A 24,794-nucleotide genomic window follows, 5' to 3' on the forward strand; every position below is an offset into this window, starting at 1 on the left:
TCGCACACGTACTGAGAGGGGGCGGCAGCACGCATGACCAACATCCCGGAGACCGGACGGACTCCACGGGTTCAGATCAGGCTCGTCGTCATCCAGATCCTCGTCCTCTCCCTCCTCGGCACCCTCGGCGGGCGCCTCTGGTACCTCCAGATCCGTGAGGGCGCCGCCTACCAGAAGGAAGCCTCCGGCAACCACGTCCAGCAGGTCGTCGATCCCGCGGTGCGCGGTTCGATACTGGACGCGCGCGGTGTGCCCCTCGCCGACAACGAGACCCGGCTGGTGGTCTCCGCCTCCCGCACCGACCTGCTGAAGCAGGCGGACGACGGCAAGGCCGTCCTCACCAAGCTGGCCGGCGTGCTGGGCCTGAAGCCCGAGGACGTGATCCAGAAGGTCCGGCTGTGCGACGCCAAGACCCCGCAGCCCTGCTGGAACGGCTCGCCGTACCAGCCGATCCCGATCACCGACGAGGCCACCGCCAAGCAGGCCCTGCAGATCCGTGAGCGCTCCGAGGACTTCCCCGGCATCACCGCCGAGCCCGAGGCCGTCCGCCGCTACGCCGCCCCCGGCGACGCCAACGCGGCCCAGGTCCTCGGCTATCTCTCGCCGGTCACCGACGACGAGATCACCCAGGCCAAGGACTCCGACTCGCCGTATCTGCGCTCCGACCAGGTCGGCCGCTCGGGCCTTGAGCGCCAGTACGACAAGGAGCTGCGCGGCAAGGCCGGCGTCACCCGCTACGAGGTCGACAACCTCGGTCGCGTGATCGGCAAGGCCAAGTCCGACGCCGCGCAGCCCGGTTCGAACCTCGTCACCAGCATCGACGCCCGGGTGCAGCGCGTCGCCGAGTACCAGCTCGACAAGGCGATGAAGGGTGCCCGCCAGCAGTTCGACAAGATCACCGGCGAGAACTACAAGGCCGACTCCGGCGCCGTGGTCGTGATGGAGGCCAAGACCGGCCGGATCGTCGCCATGGCCTCCGCGCCGACGTACGACCCGAACGTCTGGGTCGGCGGCATCTCCGCCAAGGACTACAAGGCCCTCACCGGCAAGAACTCCGACTACCCGCTGCTGAACCGGGCCATACAGGGTCAGTCGGCGCCCGGTTCGACGTTCAAGGTGGTCTCCACGGCCGCCGCGGTCGAGGCCGGCTACGAGTGGGACGGCGGCTACCCCTGCACCAGTTCGTACTCGGTGGGCGGCCAGGTCTTCAAGAACTTCGAGGGCGAGAACTTCGGCCCGATCTCCCTGGGCCGCGCGCTGGAGGTCTCCTGCGACACCGTCTTCTACGGCCTCGCCGACGCCCAGTGGAAGAAGGACGGCGGCATCAACCCCAAGAAGGGTGAGCCGAAGGACTACTTCTACAAGGCGGCCCACCAGTTCGGCCTCGGCAAGACCACCGGTATCGACATCCCCAACGAGGTCACCGGCCGCGTCCCGGACCGCAAGTGGAAGCAGGAGACCTACGAGGCCAACAAGGCCTACTGGTGCAAGACCGGGAAGAAGGACGGCACGTACGTCCAGAAGATCGCCTACGAGAACTGCCTCGAAGGCAACAAGATGCGTGAGGGCGACTCGATCAACTACTCCATCGGCCAGGGCGACACCCTCGTCACGCCGATCCAGGAGGCCATGATCTACGGCGCCCTCGCCAACGGCGGCACCGAGTACGTCCCCACCATCGGCAAGGCCATCGTCAGCGCCGACGGCAAGACCGTCCAGGAGATCAAGCCCAAGGTCAAGGCCAAGCTGCCGATCAGCCAGGCCACCCTCAAGGGCATGGACAAGGCGCTCGCGGGCGTGGTCACCAGCGGTACCGCAGCCTGGAAGTTCCAGGGCTGGCCGCAGGACAAGATCGAGCTGCACGCCAAGACGGGTACGGCCGAGGTCTACGGCAAGCAGACGACGTCCTGGCTGGCCACGTACTCCAAGGACTACACGGTCATCATGACGATCGCCCAGGCCGGTACGGGTTCGGGCGCCTCCGGTGAGGCCGTGCGCAACATCTACAACGCGATGTACGGCGTCCAGGCCGACGGCTCCATCGACAAGAAGAAGGCGCTGCTGCCCTCGCCGCAGACGAGCCTCCCGAAGGTCCGCGCCGACGGCACGATCGCCTCTCCGAAGATCACCGCCGACCCGGCCAAGGAGCTGGAGAAGCAGCAGCAGAAGGCGACCGAGGAGGGCGTCACGGCCGCGGACGAGACCCAGCCGCCGGCCACCTCGCCCACGCCGACCACCGCCAACAGCAACACCCGAAGGCGCCCGCGCAGAAGGGGAAACCGGAGGATGCTCACATGACCGGCAACAGCTTCTCCGTCTCCGGATACGGCCCCGAGCGGGCCGGCTGGACCCGGGTCTTCGCCCGAGACTCGCTGGCCCGTCGGCTGGACTGGCCGATACTGCTGTCGGCGATCGGCCTGTCGCTGATCGGTTCGGTGCTGGTCTTCTCGGCGACCCGCAACCGCACCGAGATCAACCAGGGCGACCCGTACTACTTCCTGATCCGGCACCTGATGAACACCGGCATCGGCATCGCCCTGATGATCGGCGTGATCTGGGTCGGCCACCGCACCCTGCGGGTCGTCGTCCCGTTCCTCTACGGCGCCTCGGTGTTCGGCATCCTCTTGGTGCTCACCCCGCTGGGCTCCACGGTCAACGGCGCGCACTCCTGGATCGTGCTCGGCGGCGGCTTCTCGCTCCAGCCCTCGGAGTTCGTGAAGATCACGATCATCCTGGGCATGGCGATGGTGCTGGCCGCGCGGGTCGACGCGGGCGACAAGCCCTACCCCGACCACCGCACCGTCCTCCAGGCCCTGGGCCTGGCCGCCGTCCCGATGATGATCGTGATGCTGATGCCCGACCTCGGGTCGGTCATGGTCATGGTCATCATCGTGCTCGGTGTGCTGCTGGCCTCCGGCGCCTCCAACCGCTGGATCTTCGGCCTGCTGGGCGTGGGCGCGATCGGCGCGGTCGCGGTGTGGCAACTGCACATCCTGGACGAGTACCAGATCGCCCGCTTCGCCGCCTTCGCCAACCCGAGCCTCGACCCGGCCGGCGTCGGCTACAACACCAACCAGGCCCGTATCGCGATCGGCTCCGGCGGCCTCACCGGCGAGGGCCTCTTCCACGGCTCCCAGACGACCGGCCAGTTCGTCCCCGAACAGCAGACGGACTTCGTCTTCACCGTCGCGGGCGAGGAGTTGGGCTTCGTCGGCGCGGGCCTGATCCTCATCCTGCTCGGCGTGGTGCTGTGGCGCGCCTGCCGCATCGCCCGCGACTCGACCGAGCTCTACGGCACGATCGTCGCCGCCGGAATCGTCGCCTGGTTCGCCTTCCAGGCCTTCGAGAACGTCGGCATGACCCTCGGCATCATGCCCGTCACCGGCCTCCCACTGCCCTTCGTGTCCTACGGCGGCACCTCGATGTTCGCGGTGTGGGTCGCGGTGGGTCTGCTCCAGTCGATCCGGGCCCAGCGACCCATGTCCGCCTGACCGCCACCCGCGCATACGCCCGGGTTTCCCCCCGGTTCATTTGGGACGCCCTCTGCCATCCCGGCCGGTCAGCAACTAGATTCAGGTCATGGCGGACACAAAGCGCGAGATCGAGCGTAAGTACGAGTCCGACGAGAGCGGTCTGCCTGACCTGACCGGCGTCGCAGGGGTCAAGACCGTCATCGACAAGGGCGTCGCGAGCCTGGACGCCGTCTACTACGACACGGCCGACGAACGCCTCGCGGCGGCCTCGATCACCCTGCGCCGCCGCACCGGCGGCTCCGACGCGGGCTGGCACCTGAAGCTGCCGGTCGAGCCCGGCGTCCGCGACGAGATCCGTGAACCGCTCTCCGACACCGTGCCGCGCACCCTCGCCGGACTGGTCCGCTCCCGGGTCCGCGAGGCCGAGCTGGTGCCCGTCGTCCGCCTGCGCTCCGACCGTGACGTACGCCATCTCGTCGACGCCCAGGGCACGTTGCTCGCCGAGGTCAGCGTGGACGCCGTGCACGCCGAACGGCTCACCGACGGCGGCGGCACCGCCCAGTGGACCGAGATCGAGGTCGAACTCGCCGACGACGGCGACCCGGCCTTCCTCGACAAGGTGGAGAAGCGCCTGCGCAAGGCGGGCGTACGGCCGTCGACCTCGGCCTCCAAGCTCGCGCGGGCGCTGCGGGAGACCACCCCGAAGAAGAAGCGCCGCAAGACCCCCGCGCCGCAGGAGCCGGCGACCGCGGGCGACCACATCCTCGTGTACGTCCGCGCCCAGCGGGACGCGATCCTCGAACTCGACCCCGCCGTACGGCAGGACGCCTACGACTCCGTGCACCGCATGCGCGTCGCCACCCGCCGCCTGCGCAGCACCTTCCGCTCCTACGGCAAGGTCCTCGACCGTACGGTCACCGACCCGATCGGCGAGGAACTGAAGTGGCTGGCAAGCGAGTTGGGCGTGGACCGCGACCGCGAGGTGATGACAGAGCGCCTGACGTCGGTCCTCGCCGAACTGCCCCGCACCCTGGTCTCCGGCCCGATCCGCACCCGGATGCGCACCTGGGCGGGCGCCCGGCGCGGCGGCTCGCGACGCCGGCTGATCGGCGTCCTGGACTCCAAGCGCTATCTCGCGCTCCTCGACACCCTGGACGCGCTGGTCGCCGAGCCTCCCCTCCTGCCGGATGCCGCCGGCAAGCCGGCCAAGGTGATCGGCAAGGCCGTACGCAAGGATCTCGGCAAGGTCTCCGCGCTCGTCGAGCAGGCGCTGGCCACCGCCGAGCCGGGCACGGACCGGGACCTCGCCCTGCACGAGGCCCGCAAGAAGGCCAAGCGCACCCGGTACGCGGCGGAGGCGGCGACCCCCGCGCTCGGCGACCCGGCCCGCACCCTCGCCAAGTCCATGAAGTCCCTGACCAGCCTGCTCGGCGACCACCAGGACAGCGTGATGGTCCGCCTGACCCTGCGCGAACTGTCAGCCGTGGCGCACGCGGCGGGGGAGAGCTCGTTCACGTACGGCGTGCTGTACGGACGGGAGGAGCAGCGGGCGGCCGGGGTGGAGGCGGCGCTGCCGGAGGTGTGGAAGGGGATCGTGGCGGAGGCGTCGGTCTGAGCGTGCGGGGGCGGCACGGGATCGCGTTAGTCTTGATGGTCACCCCTGTCTGCTCACGAAGGTTCCCGCGATGCCTGCCGAGTCGGTTTTCCCGCAGCTCGAAGCCTTGCTCCCGCATGTGCAGAAGCCGATCCAGTACGTCGGCGGCGAGCTCAACTCCACGGTCAAGCCGTGGGAGTCGTGCGATGTCCGCTGGGCCCTGATGTACCCGGACGCGTACGAGGTCGGCCTGCCCAACCAGGGCGTCATGATCCTCTACGAGGTCCTGAACGAGCAGGAGGGCGTCCTCGCCGAGCGCACCTACAGCGTGTGGCCCGACCTGGAGGCGCTGATGCGGGAGCACCGCGTCCCGCAGTTCACGGTCGACAGCCACCGCCCGGTCGGCGCCTTCGACGTGTTCGGGTTGAGCTTCTCCACCGAACTCGGCTACACGAACATGCTGACGGCCCTGGACCTGGCCGGCATCCCGCTGGAGTCCAAGGACCGCACACTCGACGACCCGATCGTGCTGGCGGGCGGCCACGCGGCCTTCAACCCCGAGCCGATCGCGGACTTCGTCGACGCGGTGATCATCGGTGACGGCGAGCAGGCCGTCCTCGACATGACGAAGATCATCCGAGAGTGGAAGGCGGAGGGCCGCCCGGGAGGCCGCGAGGAGGTCCTCTTCCGCCTCGCGAAGACGGGCTCGGTCTACATCCCGGCGTTCTACGACGTCGAGTACCTCCCCGACGCCCGTATCGCGCGGGTCGTCCCCAACAGGTCGGGCGTCCCGTGGCGGGTGTCGAAGCACACGGTCATGGACCTGGACGAGTGGCCGTACCCCAAGCAGCCCTTGGTGCCGCTCGCGGAGACGGTCCATGAACGCATGTCGGTCGAGATCTTCCGCGGCTGCACCCGCGGCTGCCGCTTCTGCCAGGCGGGCATGATCACCCGCCCGGTGCGCGAGCGCTCGATCACGGGCATCGGCGAGATGGTCGAGAAGGGCCTGAAGGCAACGGGCTTCGAGGAGGTGGGCCTCCTGTCCCTCTCCTCCGCGGACCACTCCGAGATCGGCGACATCGCCAAGGGCCTCGCGGACCGCTACGAGGAAGACAAGATCGGCCTCTCCCTCCCCTCCACCCGCGTGGACGCCTTCAACGTCGACCTGGCGAACGAGCTGACGCGCAACGGCCGCCGCTCGGGCCTGACCTTCGCCCCCGAGGGCGGCAGCGAGCGCATGCGCAAGGTCATCAACAAGATGGTCTCGGAAGAGGACCTGATCAGGACCGTCTCCACGGCCTACGGCAACGGCTGGCGCCAGGTGAAGCTGTACTTCATGTGCGGCCTGCCGACCGAGACCGACGAGGACGTCCTCCAGATCGCCGACATGGCGATGAACGTGATCGCCGAGGGCCGCAAGGTCTCCGGCCAGAACGACATCCGCTGCACGGTCTCGATCGGCGGCTTCGTCCCCAAGCCTCACACCCCCTTCCAGTGGGCCCCCCAGCTCTCGGCGGAGGAGACGGACGCCCGCCTCACCAAGCTCCGCGACAAGATCCGAGGCGACAAGAAGTACGGCCGCTCGATCGGCTTCCGCTACCACGACGGCAAGCCCGGCATCGTCGAGGGCCTCCTCTCCCGGGGCGACCGCCGCATCGGCGCGGTCATCCGCGCGGTCTACGAGGACGGCGGCCGCTTCGACGGCTGGCGCGAACACTTCTCCTACGACCGCTGGATGCGCTGCGCGGAGAAGACCCTGCCCGCCTTCGGCGTGGACGTCGACTGGTACACCACCCGCGAGAAGACCTACGAGGAGGTCCTCCCCTGGGACCACCTCGACTCCGGCCTCGACAAGGACTGGCTCTGGGAGGACTGGCAGGACTCCCTCGACGAGACGGAGGTCGAGGACTGCCGGTGGACGCCTTGCTTCGACTGCGGGGTGTGCCCGCAGATGGACACGTCCATTCAGATCGGGCCCACGGGGAAGAAGCTGCTGCCGTTGACGGTGAAGCAGCCTGCGGGGAGTGGGCACGCGCACTGAGGCAAGGCGGGCGCTTGGGCGGGTGTCAGGTGAGACGGCCGCCGATGCCGGAGCGGCCTGCGGGGGTGGTCAGTAGGGCGACCGTCACCTGCTCGCGGGTCTGTTCGCCGAGTACGGTGGCCGCCGCGTCCGTGATCGCGGTGATCAGGCGTGCGGGTGCGTCCGGTACGTCAGGGTGTTGGTAGGCCGCTTCGCGCAGGCTGAGTGTGATGTTCGGGGCGGCTTGGTCGGTCGGGCTGCCGCCGATGCCGCGTCGGCGTCGGGGGATTCCGATGAGGTCGACTGCCACCAGGCGGCCGAACTGCTCGCCGTAGACGGATCCGACCGCGTCCGTGAGGCCGCGGATCAGGCCGTCCTCGGTCTTTTCGTCGAGGGCGGTTTCGCTGATGTGCACCGTGAAGTGAGGCATGGTGGAACCTCCGTTCGTGCCCGTGGTGGCGGGCAGGTCGGGTGGTGATGTCAGATGTCTTATGCCTTTGTTAGCAAAGCACCTTTGTAGTTAAAGGTAAATGCTGGGGGTGCCTGATGGCCGGATCCGTGCGGCGCGAGACCGAAGCGGGTGACGTGGACGCCGCGGTGCGTGAGCTGCTGTTGCTCATGCCGCGGATGGTGAGCCGGGTGAAGCGCATCCCCGTGCCCGAGGGACTGCGGTCGCAGTCGTTGGCGCCCCGCCATCTCTCGTTGCTGTCCTGTCTGCTGTTCGACGGACCCATGACCGTCAACGACCTCGCCGCGCGGCTGGAGGTGGCGCCCACCACGGTCAGCCTGATGGTCGGGGACCTGTACGAGAAGGGCATCCTGGACCGCCGCGAGGATCCGTCCGACCGGCGGCGCCGGATCGTGGCCATCGCTCCCGAGCGGCACGACGCGATCGCCGCCTGGCTGGCCCCCGGCGCCGCGGCCTGGCACCGCGTACTCACCCCGCTGGCTCCGGCGCAGCGGCGTCTGTTCGTCGACACCCTGCGCGCCTATGAGGCGGCGGTGGCGGAGGAACGTGAGCGCTGAGAAGGGGGTGCCCGGAGGTCCGCCGACCTTCGGGCACCCCCTCTTCTGTGGTGCGGGGTCCGTCACACCCCGCCGTTGACTGCCCCCGGGGACGGCTGCAGCGTCACCTTGGTCCAGGGGATGGGGACGCCCATGGCGTTGTTGCAGTTCAGGGTGGCGGGGTTGGTGCTGTTGACCTCCACGCAGGTGGTCTCCCAGACCTGGCCCGTGGTCGTCATGACGTCGAACTTGATGGGCGCGCCCGTGTTGGCGCTGTGCCCGTTGATGGCGACTCCGCAGGGGAGGCCGACGGCGCCGCCCGCCGGGTAGTTGGCGTGGGTGCTGAGGTCGGTCCAGAGGAAGGGGCGGGCGTTGGTGCCTCTGAGGTCGTGGATGCCGGCGTAGGTGTGTCCGCCGGTCAGCGCCACCCGCAGTTCGAAGTTGTTCGAGTCCTGCTGGGCGTCGATGTCGGAGCACGGCCCCGTCGCGCCCGTGGGACCGGTGGAGCCGTGATCGCCCTGTGGTCCGGTGGGACCGGTCGGCCCGGTGACTCCCGCGGGTCCGGTCGGGCCGGTGGCTCCCGTGGCGCCCTTGGGCCCGGTCGGTCCCGTCGGGCCCTTGCAGTCGCCCTTGCCGCCCGCCTCGGTCGCCGCGGTCTTGTGGTGGTGGCCCGGCTTGCAGTGGTCGCCGCCGTGCCCGGTCGCCGCCGGGGCCCCGTCGGTCACGCTCCGCGCCGCCGCGGCGGCCGGATCGACCGCACCGGCGGCCAGGACCAGCCCCAGCGAGGCCACCATGCCCGCCTTCTTGAAGCGGTCCCGGGCCAGCGGCCCCAGTGCTGCTGTCCGGAACTCAGGACTCGACCTCATCGTCATGCTCCTCTCGATCGGTTCGGGTGATGTCCCGAATCCGAGTGCGAGCTTGACCTGGGTGGACCGGGCTTATCAGCGCGGCGGTTCGGACGCGCCCATTTATCGTCGTATCGGACTAATCGGTGCGTTCTGATGGGGCATTTTTTACCTGTGATCACCCGTCCGGGCTCAACCGCGGCTGTTCGGGGGTCCTAGGACGTGGTCATCCGTGTGGATGGACGGTCGGGGAGCGGGCGCGTGCCACTGTGGCGCGCGTGTTTCCGACGGGGCGTCAGCAGTCCGGGACGGGTGAGGCCGTGAAGCAGCAGACCCTTTGCCTGTGCATGATCGTCAAGAACGAGTCGCTCGTGATCGAGCGCTGTCTGGAGGCCGTACGCCCGCTCGTCGACTACTGGGTGATCTCCGACACCGGCTCGACGGACGGCACGCAGGACCTGATCCGCAAGGTGATGGACGGGCTTCCCGGCGAGCTCCACGAGGAACCCTGGGTCGACTTCGGCCACAACCGCACCCGGAACGTCCAGCGCGCCCGCGGCAAGGCCGACTACCTCCTCACCCTCGACGCCGACCATGTCCTGCGCCAGGACGCGCCGCTGCCCCGGCTCACGGCGGGGTCGTACATGCTGCGCTACGACGGCCCCGGCACTCAGCACCGTTTCAAGCACCTGATGCGGGGCGACTGGCTGTGGCGCTACGAGGGTGTCACCCACGAGTACCCGTGCACCGACGAGCCCGACACCCAGGAGAACCTGGACGCGCTCGTCGTCGAGGACCATGCCGACGGTGGGTGCCGCAGCGACAAGTTCGAGCGCGACGCACGTCTGCTGCGGCGAGAGCTGGAGCGCGACCCGGGCAATCCGCGCACGGTCTTCTATCTGGCCAACACCGAGCGCGATCTGGGGAACGCCAAGGAGGCGATCGCCCTCTACGAGCGGCGCGCCGGGATGGGCGGCTGGGGCGAGGAGGTCTACTGCTCGCTTTTGGAGGCCGGGATCCTCAGGGCGGAGCGGACCGACGACTGGCCGGGGGCGATGGACGCGTTCTCCCGGGCCTGGGACGGACGCCCTCAACGGCTGGAAGCCTGCTACGAGTTGGCGTCCCGGCTACGGATCGCGGGCCGCTACCGCACCGCGCACGCCCTGCTCGGCGATGTCGTCGGCCGACCGGAACCGGGTGATCTGCTCTTCACCAAGCCCTGGGTGTACCGCTGGGGGCTCCTCTTCGAGTTCTCGATCACCGCCTACTGGGTGGGTGACTTCGCGGCCTCCGTCAAGGCGTGCGACAGGCTGCTGGCGCTGCCGGACCTGCCTGCCGCCATCCGCCAACAGACCATGGCCAACCGGGAGTTCTCCGCCCCGCACGTCGCCAGGGCGAGGAACAAGGCGAGGGACAGGGCGAGGAAGAGGTAGGCGACGGCTACGTCTGGGACGCCGAGGTCAGCCAGGTCCCCACCACCGTCAGCGTTCCCTCCCCGGAGTCGGACTCCACGTCGGCGGCCAGGTCGGCGATCGTGACCGCGCGCAGGGCGTCGCGGCGGGCCGACTCGGCGGCGGCCATGGTGCGGGAGATCGGGCAGGGGGTGGTGCATGCCTCGCGCGGGGTGGCCATCGGGCCGCGTTGGCGGATCTCCGTGCAGACGAAGGCCGGGTCGGGGCCGTCGATCGCCTCGACGACGTCGAGCACGGTGATCGACGCGGGGGAGCGGGTCAGGACGTAGCCGCCCGACTTCCCCTGTACCGATCGCACCAGGCCGGCGCGGGAGAGGGCCTGGAGCTGTTTGGCGAGGTAGGTCGGCGACACGTCATGGAACTGGGCCAGGCGCGCGGCCGGTACCGGATCCTCCGTCGAGGTCAGGACAACGCAGCAGTGCAGGGCCCACTCGACTCCGCCGGACATCTTCACCCGCTCATTTTACCCGGACAGCCGTTGACTCGGACATCTGTTGTCCGGGTATTATCCCGAAGGGAACTCGGATAGAAATTGTCCGGGTTTCAAGGCCGGGGTGCCGCCGGAACCGTCCGGCGGTACATATCGGACGTGAGTCGTCTACGGAAGGCGTGTGTCATGAAGATCGCAGTCATCGGCGGAACCGGGCTGATCGGGTCGCAGGTCGTGAAGAACCTGAACGCGGCCGGGCATCAGGCCGTGCCGCACTCCCAGTCCACGGGCGTGGACATCATCAGCGGTGAGGGGCTGGAGGCGGCCGTCGCGGGCGTCGACGTCGTCGTCAATCTGACGAACTCACCGACCTTCGACGACGCCTCCCTCGGCTTCTTCCAGGTGTCGATGGACAACCTGGTCGCCGCCAGTGAGAAGGGCGGGGTCGGCCACTTCGTCATCCTGTCCATCGTCGGGGTGGACCAGGTGCCGGGGCTGGACTACTACCGGGCGAAGGTCCTCCAGGAGGACATCCTCAAGGCCGGGTCGGTGCCGTACTCCATCGTCCGCGCCACGCAGTTCATGGAGTTCATGGACGCGACCCTGGCCATGACCACCGACGGCGACACCGTCCGCCTGCCGCGTACGCCGGTCCAGCCGATCGCCGCCGCGGAGGTCGCCGCCGTCGTCGCCGAGGTCGCCGCCGGCAGCCCGCTGAACGGCGTCCTCAACATCGCGGGCCCGGACGTCTACCCCCTCGACGAACTCGGCCGGCTCACCCTGACCGCCAAGGGCCGGACGGGCACCGTGGTCACCGACGACACCGCCGGCATGTTCGCCGCCGTCCCCGGTGCCGTCCTCACCCCGCAGGCCGGCGACGACGCCCGTGTCACCGCCACCCACTACACGGACTGGCTGGCCTGAGCCGAGCAGAAGTCCGGGGCGGGCTAAGGCTGTTGGCTCTGGGTGGCCGAAGCCGACGCCGGTGGGTAACTCGGGTGCAGTGAAGAGGGAAGCGGGGCCAGCGACTCGCACAGCGAGGTCGGGAACGCGGGCTCCGCACGGTGTACGGCCGCGCAGCCGCCGCTCGCGGTCGCCGTGATCGGGGACCAGCCCGAGGGCTTCGCGCGGAAGAACCAGCGGTCGCCCAGTCGCGAGGAGCAGCCGGACGGGGACGCGGTCGTGTCGCCGCAGACCGGGCCCGTACGCCAGGAGAAGTCGAGGACCAGCCACTTGCCCTCGCAGTGCTCCGAGTCGAGGTAGGTGTGCTCGGGGGCGTCGGCCGCCTTCAGCGCCTGCTCGTAGGAGGCGCCGGTGCAGCCGGTGGCCGCCGGGTGGCAGCCGAGCTCCCCGCACAGCCGTAGCGCGGGCAACTCGGCGCCGTCGGCGGTGAATACCACGTCGTGGTCGACGACCAGTTCCTGGCTGCCCAGGGGTTCGCGCAGCCGGACCCGTGTCGAGCCCGTGCGCTCCCCGGTGCATCCGGAGCGTCTGTCCGAATCCGGTGAGGAGAAGGTGACCTGGACCCACACGTGGTTTTCCGTGGGTTCGGTGAGCACCGCCTTGAGCGCCCGCACGCACGGGCCCTTGCCGTCGGGCAGTTGGACGTCGAGGGTCAACGTGCGCTGGTCGGCGCCGAGTCGGGCCGCGGTGACCGCGGCGGGCTGCTCCGTGGTCCAGGGGAGTGACGCGGTCGGCGTCGCTCCGTCCGTGTCGCCGGCGACCTGCGTTCCGCAGGCGCCGAGGAGCAGCACGGCCACGGCGCAGAGTGCGGCGGCCACCGCCGCTCTTCGCGTTCCTTCCGGTTGCACGAGTGCTCAATCCCCCCTGATGGCACGGACGTTGACGCCAGCTCCTCAATATAGGGAGTGAGCAGGTCTCAGCGTGCGGCGACCCAGTCCGCCACCGTCGTGACCTCCGCCTGCGTCGGGAACACCTTCTCCGTGAGGACCCGGTGCACCTCCGGGTCGTTGTCGAGGCAGCCGTCGGACAGGACGGTGAGGGCGAAGTCCAGGTCGGCCGCCTGGCGGAGAGTGGACAGGACGACCCCGCTGGTGGCGATGCCGGTAAGGACCAGGTGGTCGATGTCGTTCGCCCGCAGGACCATGTCGAGGTCACTGCCGGCGAACGCGCTGACGCGGCGCTTGGTGACGAGGATGTCGCCGGGCTCGGGGGCCACGTCCGGGTGAATCTCGTTGGCCTGGCCGGCGGCGGCCGACGCGGGGGAGCCCGCGAGCCTGCCGAACATCTTGTTGCGGGCGCTGATCTCCGGGGCGCCGGGGCGGAATCCGACGGTCACGTAGATCACGGGGACCCCGCCCGCGCGGGCCGTGCCGATCGCCTCGCGCAGACGCGGCAGATAGGCCGGGTCGGGATAGCGGTCGACGATGACGCGCTGGACGTCCATGACGAGGAGGGCCTGCTGGGACACCGTTGTCCTTTCATCGGGGGGCTGTTGAGCCAAGTCATCAGGTGATTACTTGCTTAACGTAACCATGCCCTGTAGTCATGTCAACGAGTGATTACTTGACCCGTCCGAAGGAGATCGCCGGTGATGACGAGCGAGGCCGACGGGCGTCGGCGGCGGGACGCGGCGGCGACCCGGCAGGCGCTTCTGGAGGCCGCGAGCAGCCGGTTCACCCGGCTCGGCTACGACCGCACCACGCTGCGCGATGTCGCCGCCGACGTCGGGGTCAACCTCGCGCTCATCAAGCGGTACTTCGACTCGAAGGAGGGCCTGTTCAAGGCGGCCCTGGCCTCAACTCCCCGGTTCCTGGGGCGGGACGAGGAGTTCCCGCACGACCGGGCCGGCCTCGCCGAGGCGCTCAGCCGCCAACTGTCCGCCGGGGCCTGGCCGGAGTTCGGCGAACACCCCGTCCTGCTGCTGCTCCGCGACTCCGGGGACGAGCGGGTGGACGCCCTGCGCCGGAAGGCCCTGGACGAGTTCAGCCGCCAGATCCTCCAAGCGTCCGGCGCGGGACCTGCGGGGCAGGACGACGAACGGCTGCTGCGGGCCCAACTCCTCGTCGCGCTGGGCGTCGGCGTCGCCGTCGTACGGTCCGCCGTAGGTCTGCAACCGCTGCGTGACGCGACCGCCGAGCAACTGGCCGCGCCCCTGCGGGAGATCGTCGACGCGCTGCTGACGCCCCCTGCCGACGACCGCTGAACTCCCGCACAATGCACGGGTGGACGACATCACGATCCGCCCCGCCGAACCCGCCGAGCTGGACGTCGTCGCAGGGCTGCGGTGGCGGTGGGTGCTGGAGAGCGGACACCAACCCGTCACCACCCGTGAGGAGTTCGTACGCCATCTTGTGAACTGGGCGGCGGAGAACACCGGTTCGCACCGGTGCGTGGTCGTCGTACGGGGCGGCGTGATCATCGGGATGGCGTGGCCGACCGTCGTGCAGCGGGTGCCCAGTCCGCGTGCCCTGCGGCGGGCCAGCGGCGATCTGCAGTGCGTGTACGTGATCCCCGGCGAGCGGGACGGCGGTGTCGGCGGGCGGCTCGTGGAGGCGGTGCTGGCTCGCGCCCGTGACCTCGGCCTCGAACGTGTCACCGTGCACTCCTCGCCCCGGGCGATCCCCGCGTACGCCCGCCGCGGCTTCGCCTCCTCACCGCGTCTGCTGCACACCGACGTCGCCCGCACCGACCCCTACCCTTGACCGAAACTGGATCCGGACGGGGCGTTGCGGCGTCCTGGCAGATATGGACACCCCTGTGAACTTCGAGAAGCCGTCCGCGCGGCCCCCGGTTCAGCCGCCCGAAGGGTGTCTCGCCGTCGCGATCCGTGTTCCCGTGCGGATCGTCGTGCTCGTGCTGGTGGTGCCGATGCGGTTGGTGTGGGACGCATTGGTGGTCGGCGGGCGGTTCCTGCACCGCACGGTGCTGGGGCCGTTGGCGCGCGCGGTGTTCGTGTGGCCGTGGGTCGCGCTGTGGCGGTATGTCGTCGTGCCCGTCGCCAAGGCGGTCGGGTGGCTGGCGAAGGTGCTGCTGATCGTTCCCCTGGGCTGGTTGTACCGGCACGTGCTGACCCCCTTCGGGCATGCCCTCGGCTGGACCGCACGCGGGATCGGCGCCGGGCTGGCGTGGGTGTACGCGCGCGTGCTCACTCCGGTGGGGCACGCGTGCGCGTGGGTCGTCGACGGGGTGGCCGCTGCGGTGGCCTGGCTCGGGCGGTATCTGCTCGTCGTACCGGCCCAGTGGTTGTACGCGTGGGTGCTCGCGCCGGTCGGGATTGCCATTGCCTGGTGCGGACGAGGGCTGCTGTGGCTCTTGAAGACCGTCGGTACGGGGGTCGGTGTCGCCTTGTACTGGGTGGCTCGGATTCTGCTCGTGCTGCCCGCCGTCGCCCTCTGGCGCTGGGTGCTGGCACCGGTCGGGCGGGTCCTCCTCGTTGTCGGACGCGAGGTCCGGGACGCCCTCGGGCATGCCTGGCGGATCGCGGGGCACGTCTCGCTCGCCGTGGGGCGGGCGCTGGGGACCCTCTTCCGGTGGATCTTCGTGGAGCCGGTGAGCTGGGTGTACCGGACCGTTCTCACCCCGGTCGGGCACGCCGTACGGGACCTGGTGCTGCGGCCCGCCGCCGAGGCCGCGCGCGGTGTGGGGCGGGTCACCCGGCAGGCGCTGGCCGCCGCGCGCGAGTCCGCCCGGCAGGCCCGTGCCGACTTCCGGCGGATGGTTTTCGGCGAGCCTCGACAGCCGCTGCCGGTGGAGCGACGGGAACCGACGGGCGACGAGACACGTACTCTTGGTAGGAGTACGACCGTTCTCACGAAGGACTAGGACACTGGGCAAGCGACAGCCCGAAGGCCCGCCGCCCGCACCCGCGGTGCAGCGCATCCGACTGCGCTACACCAAGCGCGGCCGCCTCCGGTTCACCAGCCACCGAGACTTCCAGCGCGCCTTCGAGCGTGCGCTGCGCCGCGCCGAGGTGCCGATGGCGTACTCGGCGGGGTTCACACCGCACCCGAAGGTGTCGTACGCCAATGCCGCACCCACCGGCACGGGCAGTGAGGCGGAATATCTGGAGATCGCGCTCACCGCCGAGCGCGACCCCGACAAGCTGCGCGAGCTGCTCGACGAGTCGATGCCTGTCGGGCTCGACATCGTCGACGCGGTCGTGGCCCGGACCTCCGGGCTCGCCGACCGGCTCACGGCTTCCGTGTGGGAGCTGCGGCTCGACGGGGTGGCGCCCGAGGACGCCGAGCGCGCGGTGGCCGCGTTCAACGCGGCCGAGAGCGTGGAGGTCCAGCGCATGGCCAAGAACGGCATGCGCACCTTCGACGCCCGCCCCGCCGTAGCCAGTCTTGAGACGCTCGGTCCACAGGCTGATAGGCCTACCGACCAGGCCTGTGCGATACTGCGGCTGGTTGTTCGGCACGTGACGCCTGCCGTTCGACCCGACGACGTCCTGTCCGGTCTTCGCGCCGTGGCCGACCTGGCGCCGCCGGTCGCCGCAGCGGTGACCAGGCTGGCGCAGGGGCTGTTCGATGAAGAGACCGGCACGGTGACCGACCCGCTCGCGCCCGACCGCGAGGCAGCAGTGACCGGGAATCCCACGGTCGCCGAAGCTGCCGCCGCGAAGGCGCCGGCGTAGGGAAGGTTCCGCGTAGGGACGGACGTCGTAAGCGCCGCCCTCGGACTCGGGAGCCACCTGGGTCGGGCAGCGCACCGACCACAAGACTTTCGCCAGGCCGTCCGCAACTGGGCGTACGGAACCGGCGAGACAGGACACAGAGAGCTCCCGTGCGGCGCCCGCGCCCCGGACGGCGGCACCGCGCAACGCGCGAGCCGCGGACGTCACCGGCATCATCGCCGGACCAGGTGCGGCGCCCGGGAGCCTGACGGGAGAAACGCCCGCATGCTCGAACCGACCGAACCCGCCGAGGGTTCCGAACTGAACACCCCCAGCGACACGCTGCCGCCGCGCCGCAGGCGCCGCGCCGCGTCTCGCCCTGCGGGACCGCCGACCGCCGCCGAGGGCGCGGTCGAAAACGGCGCTCCGGCCATACCGGCCGAGGCTGTCGACGAGACCCCCGAGCCGGTCGCGGCCGAGGCGCCCGCCGTCGTGGCAGCGGAAGCAGAGGCCGAAGAGGCCGCGCCTGCCGCTCGTACGCGCCGTCGTGCGACCCGGCGGGTGTCCGCGCCCGCCGGTGCGCCCGAGGCCGCCGAGACGCCCGAGGCGGCCGAGATCGTGGTGCCGGCCGTTGCCGCCGCCGAGCCCGCCGTCGTCGAGGAGGCCGCGCCCGTCGTGGCCGGGGACGATGCCGCTCCGCCCCGCACCCGCCGTCGCGCCACCCGCCGGGTGACCGCGCCCGAGACCGTCGCCCCTGAGGCCGTGGTCGAGCCGGTGCGGGAGACCGCTGAGGCACCCGCCGTCGTGGAAGCGGAAGCAGAGGCCGAAGAGGCCGCGCCAGCCGGTCGTACGCGCCGGCGTGCGAGCCGTCGTGCCTCCGCGCCCGCCGGTGCGCCGGAGGCCGCCGAGGCGACCGCGGTGACCCCCGTGTCCGAAGAAGCGACCGAAGAACCGACCGAAGGTGCCGCGCCCGCGGCGTCCGATGAGGATGCCGCCCCGCGCCGGAGCCGTCGTCGCGCCACGCGCCGTGTGTCCGCGCCTGCCGGGACGCCCGTGGGCGAGGAGGCCCCTGTGCACGACGAGACCCCCGCGGAGACCGCGGAGACGAACACCACCGCCGACGCTCCCGCCGAGGACTCCGGGCCCCGGCGTCGCCGCCGGGCCGTGCGGACCGCCGCCGGAGGGTTCTCCGCGCCCGCGCCCAAGAAGGGCAACGGCGCCGAGGAGGAGGACGGCCCGCGCCGCCCCGCCCGGCCCGCCGTGGCCGTGTTCCGGGCGCCCGTCTTCACCGAGCCGATGTTCCAGACCCCGGAGCGGGCCGCCGCCGCTGCCGCCGAGGCCACTGACGACGACGAGGAAGAGATCGTCGTCGCCGAGCCGGTCGCCGTGGAGGCCGTCGAGGAGGAGACCGGCGGCCGTCGCCGTCGGCGTCGCCGGGGTGCCGCCGCCGAGGCGGAGCCCGAGGCTCCGGCCGTGGCCGAGGCCGTCGTGGCGGAAGAGCCGGAGGAGGCCGACGAGGCCGCCGAGGACTCCGCCGACGACGAGGCCGAGGAGACCGGTTCGCGCCGCCGCCGCCGTCGCGGTGGCCGCCGTCGTCGCCGGGGCGAGTCCGCCACCGGTGAGGACGAGGGGGAGGACGGCGAGGAGTACGCGGCCGAGCAGGCAGCGCAGGATTCCGAGGACACCGCCGAGCAGGTCGAGGAGGACGCCGAGGAGGCGGACGACGACCAGGGCGGTTCCGGGTCGAGCAGCAGCCGCCGTCGGCGTCGCCGTCGCCGTCGCGCCGGTGACTCGGGCGGCGAGGCCGAGACGTCCTCGTCGGCCGACGACCCCGAGCGCACCGTCGTCAAGGTCCGCGAGCCGCGTGCCAAGAAGGACGACCACCCCAGCGACGAGGTGCAGTCCATCAAGGGCTCGACGCGCCTCGAAGCCAAGAAGCAGCGCCGCCGCGAAGGCCGCGAGCAGGGGCGCCGACGCGTCCCGATCATCACCGAGGCGGAGTTCCTGGCCCGCCGTGAGGCCGTCGAGCGTGTGATGGTCGTCCGGCAGAGCGGTGAGCGCACGCAGATCGGCGTCCTGGAGGACGGTGTGCTCGTCGAGCACTACGTCAACAAGGAGCAGTCGACCTCGTACGTCGGCAACGTCTACCTGGGCAAGGTCCAGAACGTGCTGCCCTCCATGGAGGCCGCGTTCATCGACATCGGCAAGGGGCGCAACGCCGTCCTGTACGCCGGTGAGGTCAACTTCGAGGCGCTCGGCATGGCCAACGGCCCGCGCCGCATCGAGTCCGCCCTGAAGTCCGGGCAGTCCGTGCTCGTCCAGGTCACCAAGGACCCGATCGGGCACAAGGGCGCGCGGCTGACCAGCCAGGTCTCCCTTCCCGGGCGTTACCTCGTGTACGTCCCCGAGGGCTCGATGACCGGCATCAGCCGCAAGCTGCCCGACACCGAGCGGGCCCGGCTGAAGACCATCCTCAAGAAGATCGTCCCCGAGGACGCGGGCGTCATCGTGCGCACCGCCGCCGAGGGCGCGAGCGAGGACGAGCTGAGCCGCGACGTCGAGCGTCTCCAGGCGCAGTGGGAGGACATCCAGAAGAAGTCGAAGAACGGCGGCTCGAACGCGCCGTCGCTGCTGTACGGCGAGCCGGACATGACCGTCCGCGTCGTGCGCGACATCTTCAACGAGGACTTCACCAAGGTCATCGTCAGCGGTGACGAGGCGTGGGACACCATCCACGGCTACGTCTCGCACGTCGCCCCCGACCTCGCCGACCGGCTGTCCAAGTGGACCTCCGAGGTCGACGTCTTCGCGACGTACCGCATCGACGAGCAGCTGATGAAGGCCCTGGACCGCAAGGTCTGGCTGCCGAGCGGCGGTTCGCTGGTCATCGACAAGACCGAAGCGATGATCGTGATCGACGTCAACACCGGCAAGTTCACCGGTCAGGGCGGCAACCTCGAAGAGACCGTGACCAGGAACAACCTGGAGGCGGCCGAGGAGATCGTGCGCCAGCTGCGGCTGCGCGACCTGGGCGGCATCGTCGTCATCGACTTCATCGACATGGTCCTGGAGTCCAACCGGGACCTGGTGCTGCGGCGCCTGCTGGAGTGCCTGGGCCGCGACCGTACGAAGCACCAGGTCGCCGAGGTCACCTCGCTGGGCCTGGTGCAGATGACCCGCAAGCGCGTCGGACAGGGCCTGTTGGAGTCCTTCTCCGAGACCTGCGTGCACTGCAACGGCCGTGGCGTGATCGTGCACATGGAGCAGCCGACCTCGGTCGGTGGCGGCGGCAAGCGCAAGCGGCGCGGGCGCGGTGGTGACGGGGCCGGGCAGGACGCCCACGACACCCACGAGCACGACACGCACGAGCACGAGTCCGACGAGGTCGAGACCGAGGCGGAGGTGGCGGCCGAGGTCGCCATGCCGGTGCCGTTCGCCGAGACGGAGTTCCGGCCGGACGAGGACCTGTACAGCAGCGCCGCCGAGGCGGAGGCCGCGGCCACTCGCGGCGGGCGTTCGCGGCGCCGGACGAGCCGGCGGGCGTCGGCCCCGGCCGGTGCGCCGAAGGCGGAGTCGCGGCAGCCGCGCGAGGCCCGTGAGGTGCGCGAGGCCCCCGCGGAGGCCGAGCCGGCCGCCGTCGCGCAGGCCGAGCCCGTCGCCGTGGAGGACCCGGTGGTCGAGGCCCCGGCCGCTGTCGAGGCCCCCGTGGTCGACGACGCGGCGCCCAAGGGCCGTACGCGGCGCAGGGCGACCCGCAAGGCGACCGCGCCCGCCGGTTCACCGGCCGGGTCCGAGGAGGCCGCCGTGGTGACGGTCACCGAGGCCGCCGCTCCGGTCGTCGAGGCACCCGCCCCCGTCGAGCAGCCCGAGGCGCCCGCCGAGAGCGCGGCTCCGGCCCGCCCCCGGCGTCGTGCCGTGCGCAAGGCCACCGCGCCCACCGCGTCCGAGGAGGCGGCCGTCGTGGTCGTACCGTCGGCCGTGACGGAGGAGGCCCCCGCCGCCGAGGCGGAGGCCGAGGCTCCCGCCAAGAAGACGGCCGCTCGCAAGGCCGCCAAGAAGGCCCCGGCGAAGAAGGCGGCCGCCAAGAAGACGGCGGCGACCAAGACCGCGGCCAAGAAGACGGCCGCTAAGAAGACGACGGCCAAGAAGGCCGCCAAGACCACGTCGAAGAAGACCGCGGCGGCGGAGCAGACGACTTCGTCCGCCGTCAGCGCCTCCACCGACGAGGACTGAAACCCGGGGTGTGCGGCCGGCCCATGTGACCGGTCGCACACCCGCAGGGGCCCGGTTTGACCTGTTCGGCCGTGGCCCCGTAGCCTTGACCGTCGGCGTGTCCACAGGTGACACGCCACATCCCCGTAAACCTCTTCCTCCCGGGCGTGTTCCGCCGGGAGAGGCTGTCTGCTCTGCAGGGCGGCTGGACTGCGGGGGTGCCGTTCCCGAGCGAGAGAGTGAGATCCGCGTGTACGCCATCGTGCGCAGCGGTGGTCGCCAGCACAAGGTTGCTGTCGGCGACATCGTTGAGGTTGACAAGATTTCCACTGCCCAGGTTGGCGACACGGTCGAGCTCTCGACCCTGCTCGTTGTCGACGGCGACGCTGTGACCAGCGACCCGTGGGTCCTGGCCGGCATCAAGGTCCAGGCCGAGGTCGTGGACCACCACAAGGGCGTCAAGATCGACATCCTTCGCTACAAGAACAAGACCGGTTACCGCCGTCGTCAGGGCCACCGCCAGCAGTACACGGCGATCAAGGTCACTGAGATCCCCGCGGCTGCGAAGTAAGGGACTGAGGAGAGATGGCACACAAGAAGGGCGCATCGTCCACTCGGAACGGTCGCGACTCCAATGCCCAGCGGCTCGGCGTGAAGCGCTTCGGCGGTCAGGTCGTCAACGCGGGTGAGATCCTGGTCCGCCAGCGCGGCACCCACTTCCACCCCGGTTCGGGCGTCGGCCGTGGCGGCGACGACACGCTGTTCGCGCTGAACGCCGGTGCGGTGGAGTTCGGTACCCACCGTGGCCGCAAGGTCGTGAACATCGTTCCGGTCGCCTGATCGGAAGCTTTCGCGAGGCGGACCTCACTTCCCCTGGTGGGAAGCGGGTCCGCCTTTCGCGTGTTAGTACAAAGACACCCCGTACGTAACTGGAGGCACATCCCATGACCACCTTCGTGGACCGCGTCGAGCTGCATGTCGCCGCGGGTAACGGAGGCCACGGCTGTGCCTCCGTCCACCGTGAGAAGTTCAAGCCGCTCGGCGGCCCGGACGGCGGCAACGGCGGGCGGGGCGGGGATGTCATCCTCGTCGTCGACCAGTCCGTGACCACCCTGCTCGACTACCACCACTCCCCGCACCGCAAGGCCACCAACGGCAAGCCCGGCGAGGGCGGCAACCGCTCCGGCAAGGACGGCCAGGACCTGGTCCTGCCGGTGCCGGACGGCACGGTCGTGCTCGACGGCGCGGGCAACGTGCTCGCCGACCTGGTCGGCCACGGCACCTCGTACATCGCCGCACAGGGCGGCCGGGGCGGCCTCGGCAACGCGGCGCTGGCCTCGGCCCGCCGCAAGGCCCCCGGCTTCGCGCTGCTCGGTGTCCCCGGTGACCTCCAGGACATCGTCCTTGAGCTGAAGACGGTCGCCGACGTGGCACTGGTGGGCTACCCGAGCGCCGGCAAGTCCTCGCTGATCTCCGTGATGAGCGCGGCCAAGCCGAAGATCGCCGACTACCCCTTCACGACCCTGGTCCCGAACCTCGGTGTGGTCACGGCCGGCGAGACGGTCTACACGATCGCCGACGTGCCCGGCCTCATCCCCGGCGCCAGCCAGGGCAAGGGCCTGGGCCTGGAGTTCCTGCGCCATGTCGAGCGGTGCAGCGTCCTCGTGCACATCCTCGACACCGCGACGCTGGAGTCCGAGCGCGACCCGATCTCCGACCTCGACACGATCGAGGAGGAGCTGAAGCAGTACGGCGGGCTCGACAAGCGGCCGCGCATGGTCGTCCTGAACAAGATCGACGTACCGGACGGCAAGGACCTCGCCGAGATGGTGCGGCCGGACCTGGAGGCGCGCGGCTACCGCGTCTTCGAGGTGTCGGCGGTCGCGCACATCGGACTGCGTGAACTGTCCTTCGCCCTCGCGGAGTTGATCGCCGCCTCGCGCGCCGCGAAGCCGAAGGAGGAGGCGACCCGGATCGTCATCCGCCCGAAGGCCGTCGACGACAGCGGCTTCACGGTCGTACAGGAGGAGGACGGACTCTTCCGCGTGCGCGGCGAGAAGCCCGAACGCTGGGTCCGCCAGACCGACTTCAACAACGACGAGGCCGTCGGCTATCTCGCCGACCGGCTCAACCGCCTCGGTGTGGAGGCGGAGTTGATGAAGGTGGGCGCACGCTCCGGCGACGGCGTCGCGATCGGTCCCGAGGACAACGCGGTCGTCTTCGACTGGGAGCCGACCGTCATGGCCGGCGCGGAGATGCTGGGCCGGCGCGGCGAGGACCACCGGCTCGACGAGCCGCGGCCGGCGACGCAACGCCGCCGCGACAAGCAGGCCGAGCGGGACGAGGCGGCGCAGGAGTTCGACGAGTTCAAGCCCTTCTGAGCCGTCCTGCGTCCGGTGTTCTGATCGCCCGTCAGGCGTGACCAAAACTGGCTGAGACCCGTTGCTCTTCGAGCAACGGGTTTCTTGCTGTGTGCTCATTTGTCATGGACGCGATACTTACTGTTCAACGGGTGGGACTCCGCGCACTGTGAGGCTTCAGGGAACCCAAGAGGCCAACGTCGCAAGGGAGTTCACGATGACCGGAGCCGTATCACCCGATCGACGACGTTTTCTCGCGGCCGGCGCGGCGGTGCTCGGGGCCGCCGCCTCCGCCCAACTGTGGCTGCCGACCTCGGCCCGAGCAGCCGAAACCCCGCTGCCCGACGGTGTGTTCAGCCTCGGCATCGCCTCCGGCGACCCGCTGCCCGACGGTATCGTGCTGTGGACGCGCCTCGCCCCCGACCCGCTGAACGGCGGCGGGATGCCCGACCGAGTGGTCCCCGTGGAGTGGGAACTCGCCGAGGACGCCCGTTTCAGAAAGAGCGTGCGCCGGGGAATCGCGCCGGCCCGGCCCGAGTACGGGCACAGCGTTCACGTGGATGTACGGGGACTGCGCCCGGGCCGTGACTACTGGTACCGCTTCCGCACCGACGGACAGATCTCCGCCACCGGCCGCACCCGCACCGCGCCGCACGCGAACAGTTCCGGCGGCCGGCTGCGCGTCGCGCTCGCCTCCTGCCAGAACTGGCAGAACGGCTACTTCACGCCGTACGCCGACATGCTGGCCCAGGACCCCGACTTCGTGCTCTTCGTCGGCGACTACATCTACGAGTCGGCGCCGTCGAGCGCGGGGCCGCGCCGGCACGAGGGGACGGGGGAGCCGTACACCCTGGTCCAGTACCGCAACCGGTACGCGCAGTACCGCGCCGACCCGGACCTGCTGGCGATGCACGCCAACACCCCCTGGGTGGTGACCTTCGACGACCACGAGGTGGACAACGACTGGGCGGGGGAGGTCCCGCAGGACCCCGCGCAGCAGTCGCACGACGCGTTCGTGGCCCGGCTGACGGCGGCCTTCCAGGCGTACTACGAGCACATGCCGGTGCGTGCGAGCGCCATTCCGAGCGGACCGCACATCCAGATGTACCGGCGCCTGGAGTTCGGCCGGCTGATGCGGCTCAACGTGCTGGACACCCGGCAGTTCCGCAGCGACCAGGCCACCACGCAGGCCGGCGCCGAGGACCCGTCGATGACGATGATGGGCGCCGAGCAGAAGGAGTGGCTGCTGCACGGGCTGCGCCACTCGCCGGCCCGCTGGAACGTCATCGCCTCGCAGATCATGATGGCCGAGACGGACACCCTGCTCGGCGCGGGCAAGCAGTGGTTCTACGACGCCTGGGACGGCTACCAGGTCGAACGCAACGCCCTGCTGGAGGACTTCGGGAGCGTTCGCAACCCCGTGGTGCTCAGCGGCGACCGGCATCTCACGATGATCAGCGACCTCAAGGAGGACTTCGCCGACCCGGACTCCGACGTCGTCGGCGCCGAGTTCGTCGGTACGTCCATCTCCAGCAACGGCGACCAGGACCAGGCCGCCTTCCACGCCCAGTGGGACCCGCTGATGGCGGACAACCCGCACTGGAAGGTGATCGACGCCCACCGCGGCTACCACCTGTTCGACATCCGCCGGGACGGCATCGACGCGAAGGTCAGGGTCGTGGACACCGTGCTGAAGCCCACGGCCGTGCCGAGCACGTATGCCGCACTCCGGGTGGAGTCGGACGACCCCGGCGTCCGGGTCGTATGACACCTCTTTGCCGCATCTTCGTATGAAGTGCGTGTGA

Annotated in this window: 21 protein-coding genes; 16 read left to right on the top strand and 5 right to left on the bottom strand. The window is 70.4% G+C overall.

The annotated features are described in order from the left end of the window. Nucleotides 1-33 precede the first annotated feature (33 nt). The 4 genes from mrdA to AB0M63_RS40880 all read left to right on the top strand — a co-directional run bounded on the left by mrdA (nucleotide 34) and on the right by AB0M63_RS40880 (nucleotide 7,108). Complete coding sequence (mrdA, locus tag AB0M63_RS40865; protein WP_355921453.1) at nucleotides 34-2,298, top strand: penicillin-binding protein 2; 2,265 nt, start codon at nucleotides 34-36, stop codon at nucleotides 2,296-2,298. Continuing rightward, nucleotides 2,295-3,491: a rod shape-determining protein RodA gene (gene rodA / locus AB0M63_RS40870; protein ID WP_355921456.1), complete on the top strand. Its 1,197-nt coding sequence runs from the start codon at nucleotides 2,295-2,297 to the stop codon at nucleotides 3,489-3,491. The genes mrdA and rodA overlap by 4 nt, the downstream gene beginning before the upstream one ends. A gap of 88 nt (nucleotides 3,492-3,579) precedes the next feature. Next, on the top strand, nucleotides 3,580-5,088 hold the full coding sequence (locus AB0M63_RS40875; RefSeq protein ID WP_366022945.1) for a CYTH and CHAD domain-containing protein: 1,509 nt from the start codon (nucleotides 3,580-3,582) through the stop codon (nucleotides 5,086-5,088). A gap of 70 nt (nucleotides 5,089-5,158) precedes the next feature. Then, the gene (locus AB0M63_RS40880) at nucleotides 5,159-7,108 is read left to right on the top strand and encodes a TIGR03960 family B12-binding radical SAM protein (RefSeq protein WP_366022946.1); all 1,950 of its coding nucleotides are present in this window, start codon (nucleotides 5,159-5,161) and stop codon (nucleotides 7,106-7,108) included. A gap of 25 nt (nucleotides 7,109-7,133) precedes the next feature. Here AB0M63_RS40880 and AB0M63_RS40885 read toward each other — a convergent pair whose 3' ends face one another. Then, entirely contained in the window at nucleotides 7,134-7,517 is a 384-nt protein-coding gene (locus tag AB0M63_RS40885) for a hypothetical protein (protein ID WP_355921465.1), read from the bottom strand. Nucleotides 7,518-7,633: 116 nt separating this feature from the next. On the opposite strand from AB0M63_RS40885, the gene AB0M63_RS40890 reads away from it, so the two are divergent. Next, the gene (locus AB0M63_RS40890) at nucleotides 7,634-8,113 is read left to right on the top strand and encodes a MarR family winged helix-turn-helix transcriptional regulator (protein WP_355921468.1); all 480 of its coding nucleotides are present in this window, start codon (nucleotides 7,634-7,636) and stop codon (nucleotides 8,111-8,113) included. Between the two features lie 62 nt (nucleotides 8,114-8,175). On the opposite strand, the gene AB0M63_RS40895 is transcribed toward AB0M63_RS40890, so the two are convergent. Continuing rightward, a complete protein-coding gene (locus AB0M63_RS40895; RefSeq protein ID WP_355921471.1) occupies nucleotides 8,176-8,958 on the bottom strand; it encodes a hypothetical protein in 783 nt (260 codons plus the stop codon). A 299-nt stretch (nucleotides 8,959-9,257) separates the two neighbouring features. Here AB0M63_RS40895 and AB0M63_RS40900 point away from each other — a divergent pair, with 299 nt between their 5' ends. Continuing rightward, nucleotides 9,258-10,370 (top strand): glycosyltransferase, encoded by a 1,113-nt coding sequence (locus tag AB0M63_RS40900; protein ID WP_366022947.1) that lies wholly within the window; start codon nucleotides 9,258-9,260, stop codon nucleotides 10,368-10,370. A gap of 7 nt (nucleotides 10,371-10,377) precedes the next feature. On the opposite strand, the gene AB0M63_RS40905 is transcribed toward AB0M63_RS40900, so the two are convergent. Continuing rightward, nucleotides 10,378-10,857 carry an Rrf2 family transcriptional regulator gene (locus AB0M63_RS40905; protein ID WP_355921545.1) on the bottom strand — a complete coding sequence of 160 codons (480 nt, stop codon included), beginning with the start codon at nucleotides 10,855-10,857 and terminating at the stop codon, nucleotides 10,378-10,380. A 168-nt stretch (nucleotides 10,858-11,025) separates the two neighbouring features. Here AB0M63_RS40905 and AB0M63_RS40910 point away from each other — a divergent pair, with 168 nt between their 5' ends. Next, nucleotides 11,026-11,763, top strand: coding sequence for an NAD(P)H-binding protein (locus AB0M63_RS40910; protein ID WP_355921477.1), 738 nt, complete (start codon nucleotides 11,026-11,028; stop codon nucleotides 11,761-11,763). 23 nt (nucleotides 11,764-11,786) lie between these two features. On the opposite strand, the gene AB0M63_RS40915 is transcribed toward AB0M63_RS40910, so the two are convergent. Both AB0M63_RS40915 and AB0M63_RS40920 read right to left on the bottom strand, forming a co-directional pair. Beyond that, nucleotides 11,787-12,620 (bottom strand): hypothetical protein, encoded by an 834-nt coding sequence (locus AB0M63_RS40915; protein ID WP_355921479.1) that lies wholly within the window; start codon nucleotides 12,618-12,620, stop codon nucleotides 11,787-11,789. A 98-nt stretch (nucleotides 12,621-12,718) separates the two neighbouring features. Continuing rightward, on the bottom strand, nucleotides 12,719-13,270 hold the full coding sequence (locus AB0M63_RS40920; RefSeq protein WP_366022948.1) for an isochorismatase family cysteine hydrolase: 552 nt from the start codon (nucleotides 13,268-13,270) through the stop codon (nucleotides 12,719-12,721). A 123-nt stretch (nucleotides 13,271-13,393) separates the two neighbouring features. Between AB0M63_RS40920 and AB0M63_RS40925 the strand changes: the two genes are divergently transcribed. The 9 genes from AB0M63_RS40925 to AB0M63_RS40965 all read left to right on the top strand — a co-directional run bounded on the left by AB0M63_RS40925 (nucleotide 13,394) and on the right by AB0M63_RS40965 (nucleotide 24,757). After that, nucleotides 13,394-14,005 (top strand): helix-turn-helix domain-containing protein, encoded by a 612-nt coding sequence (locus AB0M63_RS40925; protein ID WP_366022949.1) that lies wholly within the window; start codon nucleotides 13,394-13,396, stop codon nucleotides 14,003-14,005. A gap of 19 nt (nucleotides 14,006-14,024) precedes the next feature. Further along, nucleotides 14,025-14,504 (top strand): GNAT family N-acetyltransferase, encoded by a 480-nt coding sequence (locus tag AB0M63_RS40930; protein WP_366022950.1) that lies wholly within the window; start codon nucleotides 14,025-14,027, stop codon nucleotides 14,502-14,504. 43 nt (nucleotides 14,505-14,547) lie between these two features. Continuing rightward, nucleotides 14,548-15,624: a hypothetical protein gene (locus tag AB0M63_RS40935; protein ID WP_366022951.1), complete on the top strand. Its 1,077-nt coding sequence runs from the start codon at nucleotides 14,548-14,550 to the stop codon at nucleotides 15,622-15,624. Nucleotides 15,625-15,670: 46 nt separating this feature from the next. Further along, nucleotides 15,671-16,438, top strand: coding sequence for a TIGR03936 family radical SAM-associated protein (locus tag AB0M63_RS40940; RefSeq protein WP_355921488.1), 768 nt, complete (start codon nucleotides 15,671-15,673; stop codon nucleotides 16,436-16,438). A 264-nt stretch (nucleotides 16,439-16,702) separates the two neighbouring features. Continuing rightward, nucleotides 16,703-20,650: an Rne/Rng family ribonuclease gene (locus AB0M63_RS40945; RefSeq protein WP_366022952.1), complete on the top strand. Its 3,948-nt coding sequence runs from the start codon at nucleotides 16,703-16,705 to the stop codon at nucleotides 20,648-20,650. Nucleotides 20,651-20,879: 229 nt separating this feature from the next. Continuing rightward, nucleotides 20,880-21,200 carry a 50S ribosomal protein L21 gene (gene rplU, locus AB0M63_RS40950; RefSeq protein WP_067245664.1) on the top strand — a complete coding sequence of 107 codons (321 nt, stop codon included), beginning with the start codon at nucleotides 20,880-20,882 and terminating at the stop codon, nucleotides 21,198-21,200. A gap of 14 nt (nucleotides 21,201-21,214) precedes the next feature. Then, on the top strand, nucleotides 21,215-21,469 hold the full coding sequence (gene rpmA / locus AB0M63_RS40955) for a 50S ribosomal protein L27 (protein WP_019063244.1): 255 nt from the start codon (nucleotides 21,215-21,217) through the stop codon (nucleotides 21,467-21,469). 104 nt (nucleotides 21,470-21,573) lie between these two features. Then, nucleotides 21,574-23,010, top strand: coding sequence for a GTPase ObgE (gene obgE, locus AB0M63_RS40960; protein WP_355921495.1), 1,437 nt, complete (start codon nucleotides 21,574-21,576; stop codon nucleotides 23,008-23,010). A 196-nt stretch (nucleotides 23,011-23,206) separates the two neighbouring features. Continuing rightward, the gene (locus AB0M63_RS40965; RefSeq protein ID WP_355921498.1) at nucleotides 23,207-24,757 is read left to right on the top strand and encodes an alkaline phosphatase D family protein; all 1,551 of its coding nucleotides are present in this window, start codon (nucleotides 23,207-23,209) and stop codon (nucleotides 24,755-24,757) included. Nucleotides 24,758-24,794: the final 37 nt, after the last annotated feature.

The organism is Streptomyces sp. NPDC051576, from assembly GCF_040681835.1.
Classification (GTDB): Bacteria; Actinomycetota; Actinomycetes; order Streptomycetales; family Streptomycetaceae; genus Streptomyces.